The organism is Candidatus Eremiobacteraceae bacterium (assembly GCA_035295225.1).
In the GTDB taxonomy this organism is placed as follows: Bacteria; Vulcanimicrobiota; Vulcanimicrobiia; order Eremiobacterales; family Eremiobacteraceae; genus JABCYQ01.
In genome coordinates, this window is the sequence record DATGJI010000052.1 from 117,580 (window position 1) to 135,220 (window position 17,641).

General features: G+C 62.7%; 13 protein-coding genes. 2 read left to right on the top strand and 11 right to left on the bottom strand.

The annotated features are described in order from the left end of the window. Positions 1-38: 38 nt before the first annotated feature. The gene (locus tag VKT51_08930; protein ID HLJ84278.1) at positions 39-1,238 is read left to right on the top strand and encodes a glycosyltransferase family 4 protein; all 1,200 of its coding nucleotides are present in this window, start codon (positions 39-41) and stop codon (positions 1,236-1,238) included. A gap of 95 nt (positions 1,239-1,333) precedes the next feature. Here VKT51_08930 and VKT51_08935 read toward each other — a convergent pair whose 3' ends face one another. The 5 genes from VKT51_08935 to VKT51_08955 all read right to left on the bottom strand — a co-directional run bounded on the left by VKT51_08935 (position 1,334) and on the right by VKT51_08955 (position 7,772). Then, on the bottom strand, positions 1,334-2,452 hold the full coding sequence (locus tag VKT51_08935) for a sulfotransferase domain-containing protein (protein HLJ84279.1): 1,119 nt from the start codon (positions 2,450-2,452) through the stop codon (positions 1,334-1,336). Then, a complete protein-coding gene (locus VKT51_08940) occupies positions 2,449-3,651 on the bottom strand; it encodes a glycosyltransferase family 4 protein (protein ID HLJ84280.1) in 1,203 nt (400 codons plus the stop codon). The genes VKT51_08935 and VKT51_08940 overlap by 4 nt, the downstream gene beginning before the upstream one ends. A 105-nt stretch (positions 3,652-3,756) precedes the next feature. Then, on the bottom strand, positions 3,757-5,037 hold the full coding sequence (locus VKT51_08945; GenBank protein ID HLJ84281.1) for a glycosyltransferase: 1,281 nt from the start codon (positions 5,035-5,037) through the stop codon (positions 3,757-3,759). Between the two features lie 114 nt (positions 5,038-5,151). After that, positions 5,152-6,426: a hypothetical protein gene (locus VKT51_08950; protein ID HLJ84282.1), complete on the bottom strand. Its 1,275-nt coding sequence runs from the start codon at positions 6,424-6,426 to the stop codon at positions 5,152-5,154. Between the two features lie 209 nt (positions 6,427-6,635). Next, the gene (locus VKT51_08955) at positions 6,636-7,772 is read right to left on the bottom strand and encodes a hypothetical protein (GenBank protein HLJ84283.1); all 1,137 of its coding nucleotides are present in this window, start codon (positions 7,770-7,772) and stop codon (positions 6,636-6,638) included. Between the two features lie 88 nt (positions 7,773-7,860). Here VKT51_08955 and VKT51_08960 point away from each other — a divergent pair, with 88 nt between their 5' ends. Then, positions 7,861-8,205, top strand: a complete 345-nt coding sequence (locus VKT51_08960) for a hypothetical protein (protein HLJ84284.1) — start codon at positions 7,861-7,863, stop codon at positions 8,203-8,205. A gap of 231 nt (positions 8,206-8,436) precedes the next feature. On the opposite strand, the gene VKT51_08965 is transcribed toward VKT51_08960, so the two are convergent. Genes VKT51_08965 through VKT51_08990 form a run of 6 tightly spaced genes read right to left on the bottom strand, consistent with a single transcriptional unit; the run spans position 8,437 to position 17,595 of the window. After that, complete coding sequence (locus VKT51_08965; protein ID HLJ84285.1) at positions 8,437-9,603, bottom strand: DegT/DnrJ/EryC1/StrS aminotransferase family protein; 1,167 nt, start codon at positions 9,601-9,603, stop codon at positions 8,437-8,439. Between the two features lies 1 nt (position 9,604). Beyond that, the gene (locus VKT51_08970; GenBank protein HLJ84286.1) at positions 9,605-11,125 is read right to left on the bottom strand and encodes an O-antigen ligase family protein; all 1,521 of its coding nucleotides are present in this window, start codon (positions 11,123-11,125) and stop codon (positions 9,605-9,607) included. Further along, complete coding sequence (locus VKT51_08975; protein HLJ84287.1) at positions 11,122-12,078, bottom strand: hypothetical protein; 957 nt, start codon at positions 12,076-12,078, stop codon at positions 11,122-11,124. Before VKT51_08975 ends, VKT51_08970 begins: the two co-directional genes overlap by 4 nt. Further along, on the bottom strand, positions 12,075-13,460 hold the full coding sequence (locus tag VKT51_08980) for a nucleotide sugar dehydrogenase (protein ID HLJ84288.1): 1,386 nt from the start codon (positions 13,458-13,460) through the stop codon (positions 12,075-12,077). Before VKT51_08980 ends, VKT51_08975 begins: the two co-directional genes overlap by 4 nt. Beyond that, the gene (locus VKT51_08985) at positions 13,405-15,414 is read right to left on the bottom strand and encodes a nucleoside-diphosphate sugar epimerase/dehydratase (protein HLJ84289.1); all 2,010 of its coding nucleotides are present in this window, start codon (positions 15,412-15,414) and stop codon (positions 13,405-13,407) included. The genes VKT51_08980 and VKT51_08985 overlap by 56 nt, the downstream gene beginning before the upstream one ends. 30 nt (positions 15,415-15,444) lie before the next feature. Next, a complete protein-coding gene (locus VKT51_08990; protein HLJ84290.1) occupies positions 15,445-17,595 on the bottom strand; it encodes a polysaccharide biosynthesis tyrosine autokinase in 2,151 nt (716 codons plus the stop codon). Positions 17,596-17,641 lie beyond the last annotated feature (46 nt).

Here is a 17,641-nt window from a genome sequence, read left to right on the forward strand (position 1 = left end):
TCGCAAGGTTGAACGCGGGGACATACGAAGCACGATGCGTGACGCGACCGCGCATCCTTTTCCTGTGTTTGGAAGCGCCATGGCATCTGAACGCCGGCGCCCTCATCCGTAACTATTGGATGGTCATCGGCCTGGCGCGCCGCTTCGACGTTGACGTTGTGATCTCGGAGCGAACTCCGGTGCCGCCGTCGCCGGAATTTGCGGCCGCCTGCGCGACGATAGCGCAGATCCAAGCGCCGAGCGGTGTGCTCGGCCGCATCGGGCGCGCCGCCGCAAGCCTCGCACCCGGCGAATCGTTTTTCACGGCCGGCCAGGTCTCGAGCAGCCTCATCCGCCACGTCCAGCGATTGGTCGACGAGCGCGACTATGCTGCTATCCATGTCGACGATCTTCCGATACGCTGCGCGCTGCCGCGACGCAATTGTCCGCCCATCGTGTACGCTTCGCACAACTGCGAGTACGCGCTCTTCCACCGGCGCGCAGAGATCGAGACGGGCCCGTTGCGCGCACTCGCGTTGTTCGACGCCGAGAGGGTTCGACGGATCGAGAGCGAGCTCGCTCAGCGGGCGGTCCTGATCACCGCCTGCTCGGAAGACGACATTCGCGATCTCGTCGAGTTCTGCGGCATGGATGCGCGCCACGCCGTCGTCGTGCCGAATGGCGTAGACGTCGCGCGCTACGCCGAGGTAGCAAATCGCCAATCCGAACCATCGACGATACTCATTTCCGGCAGCATGGATTGGCGCCCCAATCAACAAGGCTTGCGCTGGTTCATGGCGGACGTGCTGCCCAAACTTGCTCAAGCCGTGCAGGACGGCGTTTGCACGATTCGCGTCGCCGGCCGGATGAACGCTGAGTTGGTCCGAGAACTCGGGGCCTATCCCGGCGTCACGCCTTCGCCCAATCCGGCGGACATGCGCGACGAGTTGGCTCGCGCGCGCATCGTCGTGGCACCGATCCTCGCGAGCAGCGGCACGCGCCTGCGAATCCTAGAGGCATGGGCCGCCGGGAGGCCAGTTGTGACGACGCCGGCGGGCGCCTTCGGACTCGAATATCGCGACGGTGACGAACTGCTCTGCGCGCAGGAACCGGGCGCGTTCGCCGATGCGATCCTGCGAATTCTCAGAGATGCACCCCTCTGGGAGCACGTGCGCGGGTGTGCGACGGCTCGCGTTGCCCAGTACGACTGGCGCCGAATTTGCGACACGATCGAATCGAGCCACGCCGCCGTTCTATGATCGAAGGGGCTCTTTTTGAAGGGGCTGACGCTAGTCAGCCCACTGTTCTTTGAAGGGGCTGACGCTAGTCAGCCCACTTTTTGAAGGGGCTGACGCTAGTCAGCCCGCGTGGCTGACGTCGGCCCCTTCACCGGCGCGTTTGCGCGCATCAGCAGATTCGCGCCGTTGGGATTGGGCTTTGGATCGTCGGCGCTGTAGATCGCGTCGAGGCCGAACGCCTGCAGCAGCTCCGCCGCTTCGCGCCGCTCTTGCGGTTGGATCCGCTTGAGCCATTTCGCGATCTGTTCGTATCCCCGGATCGCCTCGACTTCTTGGAAATGGTGCACGGCCGTGCGATGGAATGTGGATGACGGTTTTGTGCTGCGGCGCTCGATGCGAGCGACTTCGTTTTCGCTCAGTTCCTCTCCGAGATAGTGTCGCAGTTTGCGCAGCTCACCGACCGGATTCAGACAGAAGTCTTCGTAGAAAGCGACGTGGATCTGCCCAGGCGCGAATTGATGCAGCGGAACATAGTTTTGAATGCACCAGACCACCATCCGCTGGGCGAACACGGAGCGCGCCGATTCGATGACGGAGCGCATCGGGCCGAGATGATCCGCCAAGAGCTCTGGTTGGCCGAGCGTGAGCGTCTCGTATTCGCGCTGGCGCCGCGCTGGATCGTCGACCGAAGCTCGCTGGTCGACGGGCAGGTCAAAATACTTGAAATAGCGCGACATGACCGCCGGCACGGGATGGCGCAGCAGCAGCATGATAGGCATACGCGGAAAGCGTTCGTGCATCCACTTCGCCCATAGATTCGACTTCGTCTCTTTGACGAGCCGCTTGTTGAACACGATGCGCGGTGTGTAGTTATACTGATCGGTCAGCGGTTGGCGGTAGCGGCCGGTGATGACGGCTTCGACACGGCCGATCAAATCTGCGTCCGTGGAATCCGGCCGGATATATTGCAAGCGATTGTCCGGCAGCGACGGAGCGAGGTCGGGTGTGACAAGCAGCCGTTCGCGGCTGATCGGTTCGAACATCAACCGGTACGCGCCATCGAAGTTGACGAGTTGCGACACCCACGTGCCGCCGGTCCGGCCGCCGGTCGAGATGAACAACGTCCGTCGAGGATCCGCATTGCGGTCCACCATGATGGTCGACCGCAGCCGGTTATACATCGGCCTGTAGATCGGGGTGATCGCATCCTTGAAAGCGACGCCGAATGAACTCATCTTGCCGCAGGCTCCTCGCGCTTACGATGTGCTATGACGCTCGAGTACAGTTCGTCGTATGCGGCCGCTTGCGCTTCGATCCGGAACAAAGCTTCAAAACGCTCGCGCGCGGATCGGGCCAGCCGTTGAGCGAGCGAAGCATCGTTGCGGACCTTCTCGACGGCGGCGACGAGCGCTGCCGGATCGCGCGGTTCGACGAGCAGGCCGTCAACGCCGTCGCGAATCGCGAGCACCGTCGCATTGACGCTCGTCGCCACAATCGGCTTCGCGGCGCGCATCGCTTGCAGCAGCGACAGACTCAGGCCCTCGGACCTCGACGGTTGCAGATAGACATCGATCGCAGCGACGTATTCGTCGGAGGGCGAAACGTATCCGACCGCGCTGATGCGCTTGGGATCGCAAGCATCGATGTCGGCCTTCATCGGACCGACGCCGGCGATCGTCCAGTGCAGCGGCGGCGACGACAGCTCGGCCGCAGCGATCATCTCGGGCACGCCTTTAGCCAACGAGACGCGGCCCATTGCGCCCACGACGAAATCGGTGTCTGACCACCCGAAGCGCGCGCGCCCGCGCGCACGCTCCTCTTCAGTCGGAAGCTCGCGATCCGGAATCGCGTTGGGGATGAATTTCACGCGCGCGCTGCGTGGAAACCGCCGAAGCATGCTCTCGTCCGGCATCGTGACCATGTCGCTCATGCCCGCCGTCATCCGATCGAGGGCGTTGTACGCATAGAGCCGCGTCGCCGAGTTGTCGAAACCGTGCGACGTCGCGACAAGTCCGGCCATCGGTGCGCCCATCGCGCGCGCGATCCGGCCGACGACGTTCGCTTTGAACCCGTGCGTATGCACGACGGTCCCCGGGTGCGATCGCAGATATGTCGCGAACGCGTTGAGTCCGCGCCATGCTGAACCGTTTCCGCGCTGGTCGAGAACGGTGACGGGAAGCGATTCCTGTTCAATGCGTTCGCTCAGGAGACACGGGGAAAAAACTGCGAGCGATGGCGCGAAACGGTCGCCTTTTGCTTGCGCCTGCATGAGATTGAGGATGACCTGTTCTTTCCCCCAGAGATAATCCTTACCGAGGAGCACGCCGTCGACGACGTGCACGAGCGGTACCGGCGCAGAAGCGCCAACGCCCGGGTCGATCCGGCCGAGATCCTCCGGCATCAGGACAGCCGCATGATGTGGAACCAAACGCACGTCTCATTGTAGCGAATCGCACGCATGCCGAACATGGCAGTTATGCCTTTGTGCCGTGGGGCAATCGGGTGCCGGCAGGGACGTTCGGCCCACTCGTGTGCTTCATCATCGCGCAGCGGGCTTCGGTTGCAGAGCTGCATCGAGCACTTCAGCAAACCGCGCCCCGAGTCGGCGCGGTGTCATCGGCGTCCAATTCCCGACCATCGGCGGCTCGAAAATCCCATCGCAGAACCGGCGATGCAGTTCGCGCAGCTGATCTGCAAACGTCGCCTCGTCGCGGGCAAGCGAGCCCAGACCGCTCTGTAGGAGCATGTCTTCGACGACGGTGTTTCTTCGTCCGAAGGCCAAGATAGGTCTCCTGGCGCCGGCGTATTCAAATACCTTGCTTCCCGGGTTGCCGAGCTGAACCGCATCGGCCGTATCCTCTGTATCGAGCAGGAGCAGCAGAGCGGCTGCTTCGCGTTGCGCGGTGAGGGCGCGCGTGCGATTCACCTCGCCGTGCGCCCGCACGATATCGGCGACGCCGAAAGCGCGTGCGCGCTCCATCACCAAGTCCGCATCTTCTCCATAGAAGTCAAAAGAGACTGCGAGTCCGGCCGGATCGCCCTCGGTCCGGAGGCGCGCGGCGGACGCGAAGATCGCGTCCGGCATTCGCAGCCCTGGCCAGAGTTTGCCCGTATAGCAGATCGTAAAATCTCTCGGGACGCTGTCGGGTATCGAATCCCAAGCGCCGGCGTCGACTGCGTTCGGTATGCACGCGACGTCGCGCCTACCGAAATTTTCTGAGAGCGCCTCGGCTTGTGCTTCTGATGTTGCCGTGAGATACGTGGCCGAGCGAAGCAGCCAGCGCTCTATTGCGTATTCGATGCGGAGGCGGAGCGGCCCAGAGCCGTGGAGGTAGTCGCGGCCGGGGGGACCGGACCATAAGTCGCGATAGTCGGCGATCCAAGGAACGTTGGTGCCGGCTGTGACCTTACGGGCGATGAAGTGCGCCGTGAACGGGGGCGCTGTGCTCAGCACGGCATCGAATCGTTCCGCGCGCATTGCTCGCCGCGCCGCATTGACCGCCGGTATCAGCCATCCGACGTGATTGTCCGGAAAATAGACCACGCTCTTGATGAGCGACTTTACGGTGGTCTCAATCGCCGCCTGCTTGCGCACTCCTCCGGCGGGGCCACCGTTCGACGGCGGCGTCGCGGCGTCGGGTCCGTAGTCGCGTGCCGAAACGACGTCGAATCCGTCCGGCGCTTGACCAGGGTACGAAACGGTGAGGACCGTCGGTTGCCATCCCGCATGCGGGAGATTTTTCGCGAGGTATTCGGCGCGTAAGGCGCCGGCTTTGGGCTGTGGCGGAAAATAGTAGGCGATGAGGAGCACGCGCTTCACGACGGGCTATTACGGTCGCAAAATAGCAAGGCCTCCCGTACTGCAAGGAGGCCCAGGGCGCGGGTGAGCTCTGCTCGCCGCCGCGCCGCGGCGAGCAGAGCGCCGTTCTTATCGCTACTGGATGGCGATGACTGCCGACTCGCCCGGAAGCACGGCAGGCGGCGGCGCGCCGTGCCAGCCCGCCCACCCGCCGTCTGATATCGCTCCGCCGTGAAGCACGAGCGTGTGTTGATACACCCCTGGCCATGGAAACGGATGTGAGGCCTTGGAGTTGTCCGCGTTCACGACCGCAGCGCATGCACCGACCGCAACGCCATTGAGGTAGCAATCGGCATACTGGCGTCCGAACGTCAGATTCGCGCTCTGAAGATCGGTGATCAGCGCCGGCTCGGGGACGAGGGGATCCAGCGCCACGAATTGGCTTTCCGGGTCGACCATCATAGGCGCGTGCGTCGCGAATTTCTCCGAGATGATCGCGGTATTCGGATCGTAGGTGAGGAGGAACGAGGCATACATGTACATCCGCTCGGTCTGCGACGTCGACGCGGGCAAAGTGCCCAATCCCCGGCAGACAAACGGCTTGCCTGCAGCGACCATCGCGATCTCGGTCGTCTCGTAGGTCTGCCAAACCGTTTTGTGCGGCATGGGGTCGAGGGGATCGCCGTTTGAATAGCAGCCCTCGAGTTCGCCCGCGATCGCCGTCGGGTTCAGACCGATCGCCGGGCTCACGTTCTGGATGCCGCTCGCAAGATTTCCAAGGCCGTTATACATGATGCTGGCACCGACCGCCTGGTTCATCGCGTTGCTCGCGGCAGTCCAAGCCGTCTGATCGAAATTGCAGGGAAGCGTAGAAACCGGATGTGCGATCCCGGCATTGTCCTCGAAGACTGCATCGAAGTGGTCGCCCCACGAGAACACGTTGGCGACGTAGGTGCGCCACAGCGCTTGGAGATCCGGCGATGACGGGTCCATCAGGTACGTCGTGGTCGGCTTTCCCGGTATGGTGATCCGGTTATTCGAACAGTCATGTGCGAACGTGGTTTCATCGTTCGTATAGAGCGGATCGCCGGGTGCGGTGCGATTCGGATCCGTGTATAATATCGTCTTGATGCCGGCCGCCGCAAACGCATTCGCATCGGCGGGCTGCAAAGCAGCCCACGTCAAATGGGGCGCGGCTGAGACGGGGTTGGGCGTGAATCCTGTCCCCGAGTTATCGTACACATCCAATGTCATGACATGCGCGGGAACGGTGTTCGGGCTGCCGACGGTTCCATGCGATGGTATCGGCTGCGAGACGTGCGGCATGGCGCTCGTCGATCCGGAACACGCTGTCAGCGAGATCATTGCGGCGCCCGCAAATGCGCGCGCCAAGAGCTCTAATCTTTTCATTGGAATCGGTGCTCACTTTGCTCACGTTGATTGCGCGCGGCAATGCCGCGCGACTGGCATCATTATGCGCAAGCGATCGTCATATGGACAATAACGAGGGTCACGAACGCATGCACGGCAACGTCAGCGTGCGCTCTGTAATGAGGTCGGCGACTAGCGCAAAGGGCCGACGCGCGTCGGCCCTTTGGAAGTGTGTTAGATCCGCCGAATCAGGGGAAGACGATCTCCGCCGACTCGCCGGGCATTTCGGGCGGCGGCGCCGGACCATGCATAGATGCGCTGCCGCCGTCCAATATATCACCGCCTGACAAGACGAGCGTATGGTGATATTCATTCCCGTACGGATAAGCGTGCGTGTACGAGGCGCTGTCGGCATTGACGACCGCGGCACACGGGCCGACCCAATTGCCGGCGTAGTAGCAGTTCCTGTACTGCCTGCCATAGACGCCGGTGCCCAACATCAGCTGGCTGATGTCGCTCGGGGCTGACACGATCGGGTCTTTGGCCACTAGCTGGTTCTCGGGTTCGACACCAAAGCCGTTATTAGCGGGCGTGAACTTCTCTGAAATGATGGTGTTCGACGGAGAGTAGGTCAAGAGGAGAGAGGCATACATGTAGATGCGATATGCTTGCGACGTCGTGTCCGGCAGCTCGCTCAAGCCCCTGCAGAGGAACAGTTTCCCAGACGCGACCACTTGGATCTCCGTGTTCTCATAGGTCGCCCACACCTTGCTATGAGGCATCGGGTCGTTGGGATCCGGGTTCGAGTAGCAACCTTCGAGTTCTCCGCCAATGCTGACGGGGAGCAGGGCGATATCCGGGCTGATCTGGGTCGGGCCGTCAACGAGCGTGCCCAATCCGTTGAAGATCACGGGCGCGCCGAGTGCGGACGTTTGCGCGAGAGAGTTCGCGGTCCAGGCGACCTGATCGAAGTTGCACGGCATCGCGCTGACGTTGCCGACGACGTCGGCGCTGTCCTCAAACACCGCATCGTATACGCCGCCCCAGCCGCCCTCTTCATTAGAGACCTGCTGCTGCCAGAGGCCTGCCAGCGTCGTGGAGGTTGGATCTGTAAGGTATGTGGTGAGCAGCTTATTGAGCATGGTGATGCGGCTGCCGGTGCAATCGTGGGCGTATTCTGCCTCGTCGTTCGAGTATTCCGGAGAATTGACGTTGACGCGGTTTGGATCGGAGTACAGCAATGTGTGGATACCTGCCGCGTGCGCGTTCACCGAGTCGGGCGTGAGCGTCATAGCCCACGTCAGATACGGCGCCATCTGCTGCCACGAGAACGAGATCGGCCCATTGAGTGTCGTGAAATCCATCAGCGTCATCATGTGAGTCATGGCGATCGGGCCTGGAGTTGGTGACGGCGTGGGCGTAGGCGTGGGCGTGGGCGATGGTGTAGGCGTCGGAGATGGCGTGTGAGACGGCGTGGGCGTCGGAGACGGCGGATCCGAAGGCGTGGGCGTCGGAGATGGCGGATCCGAAGGCGTGGGCGTCGGAGACGGCGGATCCGAAGGCGTTGGAGTAGGAGACGGCGAGCGCCGTGGTGTGGGAGACGCGGAAGGCGTTGGGGACGCGGTCGGCGTGGGGGACGTGGACGGCGTTGGACCCGGCGATACCGTCGAAGTCGGTGTCGGCGATGCGCCGCCATGGCCGCCGTGCGATAGGCTCGGAGGATTCGGAATCGGTCCGCCCCCGCCGCCACCGCCGCAGCCCGCGAGCCACATCGCCGCCACAACGGCAAATATCGCTGCGATCCCAACAGACCTGTGACCCATCGTCCCCTCGCGCTCACGGCGCCCGCCGTAGATACGACGAAACGCCTCTTCCGATAAGAGTCTTCACGCCAATCTTAGCGGTTGGCCAGACGCGCTCACTATGCGAGGAATCACGCGGCGAGGGGACGCGAATCACACGCGAAGCGGCGAGTGATTGATATCACGTAGGAATAAAAAAGACGCCCGCGTCAGAGCGACGCAGGCGCGATGCGGCGGGCCAGGCGCGCTAGACGGCCTGCGAAACCTTCCCCGGAACGCTCGTTCGCAAGGCTTCGAGCACGTCCGTGACGTCGGCGTCGCTCATGCTCGGAAAGAGCGGCAACGAGATAAGCCGCTGCCAGATCTCTTCGGTGACGGGCACATCCGCCGTGAGGTCCTTATGCGCCGTGAAGTGATGGCTCGGAATATAGTGAACGCTCGTGCCGATGTTCTTGGCCTTGAGATCTTCGATAAGCTGGTCGCGCCCGACGCCGGCCTCGCGTTCGTCGACAACGATCGGAAACATGCACCAGCTATGCCGATCCTTTGAGCCGAGTTTGCCAAGACCGCCGACGGAAACGCCGGGGATCTGCTCCACGCCCGCGATAAAACGTTGCGCGATCTCGTCGCGGCGCCGCTGCATCGTATCGAGTTTCTTCAATTGAGAGATGCCGAGGGCGGCGGCTAGGTCGGGCATATTGTCTTTGTAGCCATGCTCCATGATGTCGTAGCGCCACGATCCGGCCGACGTATAGCGCTTCCAAGCATCTCTGTCCATCCCATGAAGCGCAAGAATCCTGACTCGCTCCATCAGCGCATCGTCGTTGGTCAGGAACATGCCGCCTTCGGCCGACGTCACGTTCTTCGTCGCATAGAAGCTGTACGCTGCGGCGTCAGCTCGCGTTCCCGACCATTGTCCGTCGTCTAGCATGCCGATGGCGAGGGCGGCATCTTCGAAGACCTTTATGCCGCGCGGCTTGGCCCACGCCACGATGGGCGCCGCGTTAGCCGGCCGGCCGGCATAATGCATGGTCATGATGATCTTCGTCCGCGGCGTCACCACGCGTTCGATCGTCTCGACCGACAGACAGAGCGTCTCGGGGTCCACGTCGCAGAACACCGGCTTTGCGCCGATCTGTACGGCGCAGTTGGCGCCGGCGACGAAGCTCAGGCTCGGCATCACGATCTCGTCGCCTTCGCCCGCACCAAGCGCCAGGAAACCGAGATGGATCGCCGCCGTACAGCTATTGAGGGCGACCGCATGCTTTACGCCGGCGGCGGCGCCGAAAAGCTGCTCGAACTCGCGGACTTTTGGACCCGTTGTCAGCCAGCCGCGCGACAGCGTGTCGGTGACGGCTGCGATGTCGTCTTCTTCGATGTACGGCCGGCAATACGGCAAGAACTCGGATCGCATGCTATGGTACCCTCTCCAGCATCGGCGGCGGCGGCAAAGTTGAAAGCTTGGGCGGAGCGGCGCTGCCGTCGACGACGACAGCCGTTCGCTCGGCATGCAGTACGCTGCTTGCCATGGCGCGCGCGGCAAGTACGAGCGCGAACATCCACCACGTGAACTTCTGATGCATGATGTGCACGAACAGTGCGCTGACAAAGGTGCCGAACACTCCGCCTTCGATCATGATGCGCATGTCGTACAGGCGATGGCCCTTCGGGATGAAATCCACGGCTTTGAACGTGTACCACCAACCGAGCAAGAGGAAGATCGTGCCGACGACGCCCAGCTCGACGACGACTTCGAGTATGATGTTGTGCGGCCCGCGGTTCCAGTTCGTGTAGAACGTGTTCCAGACCGTGAGGAAATATTTGTTGTACACCGTTCCGAAATTGTCGAGACCCGCGCCGAAGAGCCAATAGTGTTTGGCGGCGACAAGGCCGACTTTCCAAATCGGGATGCGGCCCGAGCCGCCGTTGTCCGCTCCGGTTCGGTCAGGCGCGACGAAGCGCAGCCAGACGTTGGGGTAGATGAAGCTCACGAGCAGTCCGCACACGGTGACAAAGGTGAGTTGCGCGCGGTAGCGGTTCTTCCAGAAGAAATAACCGATCGTCGCCGCATCGGCCACGATCGCGCCTCGCGAACCGACCACATATTGGCCGACCATCAGAATCGCAAAGGCGCCGAGGTACACGATTTTTCTAAAGCCCCACCGCTCTCGCAGGGCTGCCATGACGACCGCTCCGATCGGGAACACCAGCGAAGCAGCGAAGTAATCCGACGACAGGTGGTTGCCCTCGGTGTCGAAGTGCCCTTTGAGGCGCCCCTGGTTGATGAACTGGCCGCTGGAGAAAACAATGGCGCCGAAGATCGCTGCGATGCACGATCCGATGATGAAGGCGGCCAGCAATAGCTTGAATTCGTCTTCTTCCACGGGGACGATGATAAAGCCGAGATAGAGCACGATGAGCGACACGAGCGTGCCGTAGTACGTCAGCACGTTGGCGTCCACGTTGACCGCCCAGAGCAGCGAGGCCGTGGCCCAGACGAAGTAACCTATCCACATCACTGCGGAGATGCCCGGATTCACGACGCGGCGCTTGCGCGCGACCCAGAAGAGCACGGCGAGAAGCGCCATTCCGCCGGCGAGTTTCGTTGCGCTGCTTCCGGACGTGAGGTTCAAGTACGAATCAGACGGCACGAGCAGCGCGTAAAAGGCGACCGGGAAGATCCACGGGCGCTTTATGCTGAAGATCAGAGCCGGCGGGATGAAGAGGACCGCGATCGCCATCGCGATGCCGGTCTTGGTCCCGCAATAGCCAGACAAAAGTCCAAACGCGATCGTGCATCCTTGATCGCCAAGCGCAAGTTGGAACGCGCATGCCAAGAGAAAGACGAAGACCCCGACCGCAACGCCGAGGGCCACCCAGCCCCACGCCGACAGCTTCGGTATTTGCGTTGGCCCGAGCACCGGCAGATAAATCACAGCGCGGATCCCCGGAGCGTCGCCGCGCGGGCAAACTTGGTCAGCTCGCGGCGAATGGCGACGCGCGCACCTTCACCCGAATAGCGTGAGATCACGTACTCGCGACCGGCGATATTCGGTGTTAACTCGCCCGCCCGCAGACGAGAGCGCAGTTCTCGAAGCTGCGCGGCCGCTTCGTTCTCGGTCAGCGCAAGCCGCGACGCCTCGAATGGATGATTCCAGATGACTTCCCGGCCATGATTGAGCGCTTCGAGCACCATGAATGAGAGACCGTCGTGCCGCGGCAGCCGCAGGAGGACGTGCGAGCGCGCGTAGACCGCGTCCATATCAAGCTGATGGCCGAGGAACGTCACGTTGCCCGGCGCAATGCGGCCCGCGCCGTCGGTGCCGACGACGAGAAAACGGACGTCTGTGAAACGCTCGGCGAGCGAGAGGACGATCTCGCCTCCGTAGAAATCGAATTTGGGGCTCGGCAGATACGCCAGAACCGTCAGCGGCTCCGGCGGCATCGGCCGCAAGTCGACCGCGCTCAACGCGCTCAGCGGGAATTGCTTTGCGGCGATCCCGGCGTGACGAAGCTCTTCGACGAGCTCGGCGGAGACCGCCCAGTCTTCGACCAGTCCGGTGGCGTGCTGCTCTACGACCCGCGGTTCGCGCGCGCGCAAGACGTCGCTGCCGACCCAATGCTTGATGACGGGCCGGCGCATCGCTTTGCAGACGTCAAAGATGCGCGGTCGCACGAAAGGTCCGCCGCCGACTTGGTAGACGACGTCGCAAAACGGCACGCGCAACGCTGAGAACCGACCGTAGACGCAGCGGAGATTCTCGTCGCCCAACGCTTGCAGCAGCGGTTTCGCGAGCCGCGGGAATCCGAGAAGCAGGACCGTCGCCTGCCGCTCACCGCGCGTCGACGGAGATCGGCCGCTATTCGAGACGTCCGAGGATGCCATCATAGGAGGACGATCTTCTCCCGATCGTGCTTGACGCGGCGAGTGGCGTTGCGCGAGTCCAAGATGGACGTCGCGTGGGTCGTGATCATATCCCAATCGGTTTCGTCGTGGTCGGTCATGATGCACACGCAGTCGGCAGCGCTCAATCGTTCCGGCGTGAGAGGAACCGAGTGCCGCAAGCGTCCGTTTCGATCCCGAAAACTCGGCACGTGCGGGTCGTGATACGTCACGATGGCTTGATCTGCTTCGAACAAGTACATGCATTTCAGAGCGGGGGATTCCTGCCAGTCGTCCACGTTCTTCTTGTAGGCCATACCGACCAGGAGTATGTTCGCGTCGCGCATCGGCTTGCCGCCAAGGTTGAGCTGGCGGATGACCTTCTCGCGGACGAATTGCGGCATGAGGATGTTGATCTCGGCCGCAAGCTCCGAGAAGCGCAGGTGGAAATCGTGTTGGCGCGCGGCCCAGGCGAGATAGAACGGGTCCAGCGGGATCCAGTGTCCGCCGACGCCCGGCCCAGGATCGAAACGCATGATGCCGTACGGCTTAGTCGCCGACGCTTCGATCACTTCCCAGACGTTGATGCCGAGCTTGTCACAGAGAAGCGCGAGCTCGTTCACGAGCGCGATGTTGACCGCGCGGAAGGTGTTTTCGAACACCTTGGTGATCTCGGCCACTTTGGGGCTCGAGACCGCGATGACTTCGGGAATCGTCTGCTTGTAGAATGTGGTTGCGACGTCCAAACACGCCGGCGTCAGCGCGCCGACGATCTTGTTGACGTTGAGCGCGCTCAACTCGACGTTGCCCGGATCAGAACGCACGGGTGAGAACGCGAGGAAGTAATCTTCGCCTGCCTTGAGGCCCGATGAGTCGAAGATCGGCCGCAGCACGTCTTCCGTAAGCCCGGGATACGTCGTGCTTTCAAGCGTGATGAGCCGGCCAGGCAGCAGTTGCGCGGCGATCAGTTCGCCCGTGCGCCGGACGAACGATGTGTCGGGGTCTTTGCTCGCGGTGACGGGCGTCGGCACGCAGATCACGATCACGTCAAAATCGCGGATGGAATCGAAGTCGGTGGTGGCGGTCAACTTTCCGCTCGCCACGGCTGATGCAAGATCGTCGTCGCGGACATCGCGAAGATAGTTGAGCCCTTTGGTGAGCTGCGCAACCCGGATATGATCGTGGTCCACGCCGACGACGTCGAAGCCCGCCTTCGCGTGGGCCACGGCGAGAGGCAGACCGATAAAACCGATGCCGATGACGCCGACGCGGGCCGTGCGCGCGATGATCCGCTGCTTCAGCAGCTCCCGGTGATTGGGGCGCTCGATCGTCTCAAGCGCCTGCATCGGCGGCTCCCGCGAGGTCAGCCGCTTTCGACGCTGCACCATCGATGTTCGGAAGAGCTGAGTGAACCGCACCGTTGCCGGCGGCGGGTGACGACGCCGCTATCTGCGTTGCGACTCCATTGCGCTCGCCGATCAAGTGCGGGCTCGGCGTATACGACGGCACAAGGGCGCTCATCAACTTGACGACCGTCTCCGGATCGGGAGTGCGGACGGCGAGATCGAGCCTGCCGATCGTGTCGGAAAGACGATCGTATTCGATGCGTTCCTGCTGCGCCATGAAGAGCCGTTCGTTGATGGTCGGGTTCTCACGCTCGCGCGCGGTGAGCATCTCTTCAAAGAGCTTTTCGCCGGGCCGGATGCCGGTGAAGACGATATCCACGTCCTCGTACGGCCGCAGCCCCGAGAGACGGATGAGATTTTCCGCGAGCTCGACGACGCGTACCGGCTCGCCCATATCCATGACAAAGACCTGGCCATCGCGTCCGATCGCCATCGCTTCGAGAACGAGCGTGACCGCCTCTGGTATCGTCATGAAGTAGCGGACCATGTCCGGATGCGTGACGGTGATCGGCGAGCCGCTCTCGAGCTGGCGCTTGAACGTGTTGATGACGCTGCCGCGGCTGCCGAGCACGTTGCCGAATCGTACCGAGACGAATTCCGTTCCGGTGCGGCCTTCGAACGACTGACAGATGAGCTCTGCGGCGCGTTTGGTCGCGCCCATCATGCTGCTCGGATTGACGGCTTTATCGGTGGAGATCATCACGAACTTCGCGACGCCGCTCGCGGCGGCCGCGAGCGCGAGCACTTGCGTGCCAAGGACGTTGTTGCGCACGGCCTCGCACACGTTGTCCTCGACGATCGGCACGTGCTTGTGGGCCGCGGCATGGAAGACGATATGGGGGCGGAATCGCGCGAACGTGCGGCGCACACGAGCCACATCGGCCACGTCGGCGACGATGATGCGTGTCTGCGTGAAGCCGAGGCTCGAGCGCAATTCTTGGTCGATGGCGAACAGGCTGTTCTCACCATGGCCGAGCAGCAGCAGCAGTTTCGGCTCGAATGCCGCGATCTGGCGGCAGAGTTCGCTGCCGATCGAACCGCCGGCGCCCGTGACGAGCACGATCTGGTTGCGTAGATGCGGCGCGGCGAGGCGCGCATCGATAGTCACGCGCTTGCGCCGCAGGAGATCTTCCAGACTGACGTCGCGCAGGCGGCCGACTTGGATCGTGCCCATGAGCATCTCCGCGACCTCGGGCAACACCTTGACCACGATCCGTCCACCGTCGGGCGCCGAAACGCCGGAGCACAAGTCATTGATGTCGCGGACGCGCTCGCGCGACACATTGGTCGCGGCGATGATGACGCACTCCGCCTCGAAGCGCTTGATGATCTCGGCGATCCGGTCCACCGCCCCGACAACAGCCACTCCTTCGACGCTTTTGCGGACCGGCGAGTCGTCGATGCAGCCGACGACGTCGAAAGGAAGATCGTCGCGCGCGGCGATGAGCCGGATGAGCGCCGCTGCGGCGTCTTTCGATCCGACGACAAGCGTCCGCTTGGCGTGCGGTTTTCTGCTGCGGGCGACGGTACCGATCTCAGCGCCACGGCGGGCGCGCGCGATCGGGCGGATCGCGAGGAACAAGGCCGAGGCGAGCGTCGCCGAGAGCGGAGTCCACGCGAAGTCGATCGCTCGGCTGAGCGCGATCAACAAGCCGGTCGCCGCGACCGCGCCGACGAGCGTGAACAGCGCGCGCGGCGCGGGTCGCGCCATGCGCCCATGGAGATATTCAAATCCGGCGGTCATGAAGGCGAGGATGACGCCCGGGAAAATGATGGAAAAGACGACGGCCGCGAACGTCGGAGCGATCTTCGTCCCCGTCAAGATGCCGGCGGCCGCAAACGCGCCGACCGCCACCAGAACGTCGAATCCCAGGCTGATGAGTGAGCGCGACCGGCCGTTGTCCGGTCTCTCGCCGTCTCCTACGCTCGCCGACACGTGATTCGCACTTTCAAGCTCTTCTGCCGGTCAGTTCTCGAGATCGCCCGTCAGCGGAACCGTTGCCGCCGTCGAAGCTTCGAGCATGTAACCGGGATAGCCGGTTGCGGCAGGGGCGCGGTTCATCACGACGCCCAAGATGTTCGAGGTCGCCGCGAACTGCAAGCGTTGGATCGCGCGTTTCGCCGAGTCGGTATCGGTTCGCCCGGCGGCGACGACAAGCACGACGCCGTCGGTCTTGGCCGAGAGCGCGGCCGCGTCGATCACCGGCAAGAGCGCGGGCGTGTCGAAGATGACCATCTGATACGTCTCGAGCAAACCCGCCACGATCTCATCGAAGCGCGCCGACTGGATCAGCTTGACCGGATTGGGTGCGTGTGCGCCCGACGGCATCAAGTCGAGATTGGCGTAGCGCGTCTTGACGATGACGTCTTGCGGCATCGCATCGCCGATGACGACGTTCGACAGACCGTTGTGATTGGGAACGCCCAGCCGGTCGTGCAGAACGCCGCGGCGCATGTCTGCGTCGACGAGCAGCACGCGCGGCCGCATCTCGGCCATCGCAATAGCGGTGCTGAGCGCGACGGTTGACTTTCCGTCGCCCTCTGTCGGGCTTGTGATGGCGAGGGTGCGCAGCGGCTTGTCGGATGAAAACCGGATGGCCGTCACGAGCTGGAGGTATGCCTCGATCGTCATCGCGCGGAGCTGCGGAAGCCGCGCTTGCATCCTCTTATCCACTGCTTCCAGATCGGGAATGCTCGTCAAGACGGGAGCAGGCAGCGCGCGGGCGACATCGGCTTCGTCCTTGAGCGTGTTGTCGAAGAAGTCTATGACGAAGACGCCGCTCACTCCGAGCAGCAGGCCTAAGACGAGTCCGATCCCGAGCACGAGGACCCACGACGGCTTGACCGAGGCGAACCGCGGATTGGCGGGCTCCGACACGGCGACATCCGAGAGGGCAAGTGTTTTTGCGACGAGCGCATCGTTGTAGTGCTGCTTCAACGACGTGTAAACGCCTTCGGCGAGCTGCGCTTCGCGCTGCAGATTGGCGAGGGTCTGCGTGGTCGTCGGCAGTTGCCGGACTTGCGCTTCGTTTTGCTGCTGCTGGGATCGCAACGTGACCAGCTGCTGCTCGTCCCCGGCGATCTGAGAGCGAAGGCTCGCGGCTTGCTGATCCAGCGTCTGCGAGACCGGGTTCGGCACGATCGTGTTCGAGGCGACGTAGGTGGGCGGTTGGGAAGACAGCTCTTTCTGCAGCTGGGCTTCCTGCTGCTCGAGCGCTTGCACGGTGGGATGCGCTTCGGTGTACTGCTTGCGCGCGTACGCGAGCTGCACGCGGACTTGCGAGAGCTGCTGCTGCAGCTGCGTGACCACCGGATTCTGTTGCACGGTGGTTCCACCGACCATCGTGCGCGCACCGGCGTCGATTTGCCCCATCACGTTGCCGAGCGCTGCTTGCGCTTGCTGCTGATCCACCTCGACTTGCGCGATGCGCGTCGCGGTGTCGGTGAATTGGCCGACCGTGGCCTGCGTTTGGGCCGTGGAGTCTCCGATCACGTGCGTGTTCTGAAACGATGCGAGCGCTGCATCGGCTTTTGTCATGGCCGCTTGCGCGACGGGTATCTGGGTTGAAAGATACTGCATCGCGACGACGGATTGGTTGGCGATCAAGCCGCGCTGCTTCTCGATCAGGACCTTGCCGAATTCATTCGCGATCTTCGCCGACATCTCGCGCGTGGACCAGGAGCTCTGCAGCGTCACGATCTGCGTGTTCGTGACCGGAGCGACGTAGATATGGTATTTCAGGAGGTCGTAGGCGTCGATGTGCTTGAGTCCGAGGTTTTGGATGACCTGAGCAGCGACGCTCTTGTCCTGCAAAAGTGTCGCATAGGTTTCGACGGACTGCACACCGCCCGCGGCGACGAGCGCGTTGAGCACCGGCAGATCCGTATTGACGCCGTTGAAGTTCTGCGACGAATTGCCGGTGAGGAGCTCGATCTGCGTGACGTACGATTTCGGCCAGAGGAACGCGTACACGAGGCAGATGGCGAAGAACACTCCGAAGATCGCCCAGAACGTTCTGCTCCGCCGCTTGAGCGTGGAGAATATCTTGACGAAGTCGTTCTCGCGCGACTGGTCCGGCAAGGCCGAAACGTGGCCATTGCTGGGCAATTGATACATGATCGGTCTGGCCTCTCGTTCTCTAGTGACCGGCCCGCGAGGCGTC

Bases quoted from the DNA above. Each gene is read 5' to 3' on its own strand.
- VKT51_08935 (HLJ84279.1), bottom strand. From the start codon at position 2,452: ATGAGTTCATTCGGCGTCGCTTTCAAGGATGCGATCACCCCGATCTAC.
- VKT51_08950 (HLJ84282.1), bottom strand. From the start codon at position 6,426: ATGAAAAGATTAGAGCTCTTGGCGCGCGCATTTGCGGGCGCCGCAATG.
- VKT51_08955 (HLJ84283.1), bottom strand. From the start codon at position 7,772: ATGACTCACATGATGACGCTGATGGATTTCACGACACTCAATGGGCCG.
- VKT51_08965 (HLJ84285.1), bottom strand. From the start codon at position 9,603: ATGCGATCCGAGTTCTTGCCGTATTGCCGGCCGTACATCGAAGAAGAC.
- VKT51_08975 (HLJ84287.1), bottom strand. From the start codon at position 12,078: ATGATGGCATCCTCGGACGTCTCGAATAGCGGCCGATCTCCGTCGACG.
- VKT51_08980 (HLJ84288.1), bottom strand. From the start codon at position 13,460: ATGGTGCAGCGTCGAAAGCGGCTGACCTCGCGGGAGCCGCCGATGCAG.
- VKT51_08990 (HLJ84290.1), bottom strand. From the start codon at position 17,595: ATGTATCAATTGCCCAGCAATGGCCACGTTTCGGCCTTGCCGGACCAG.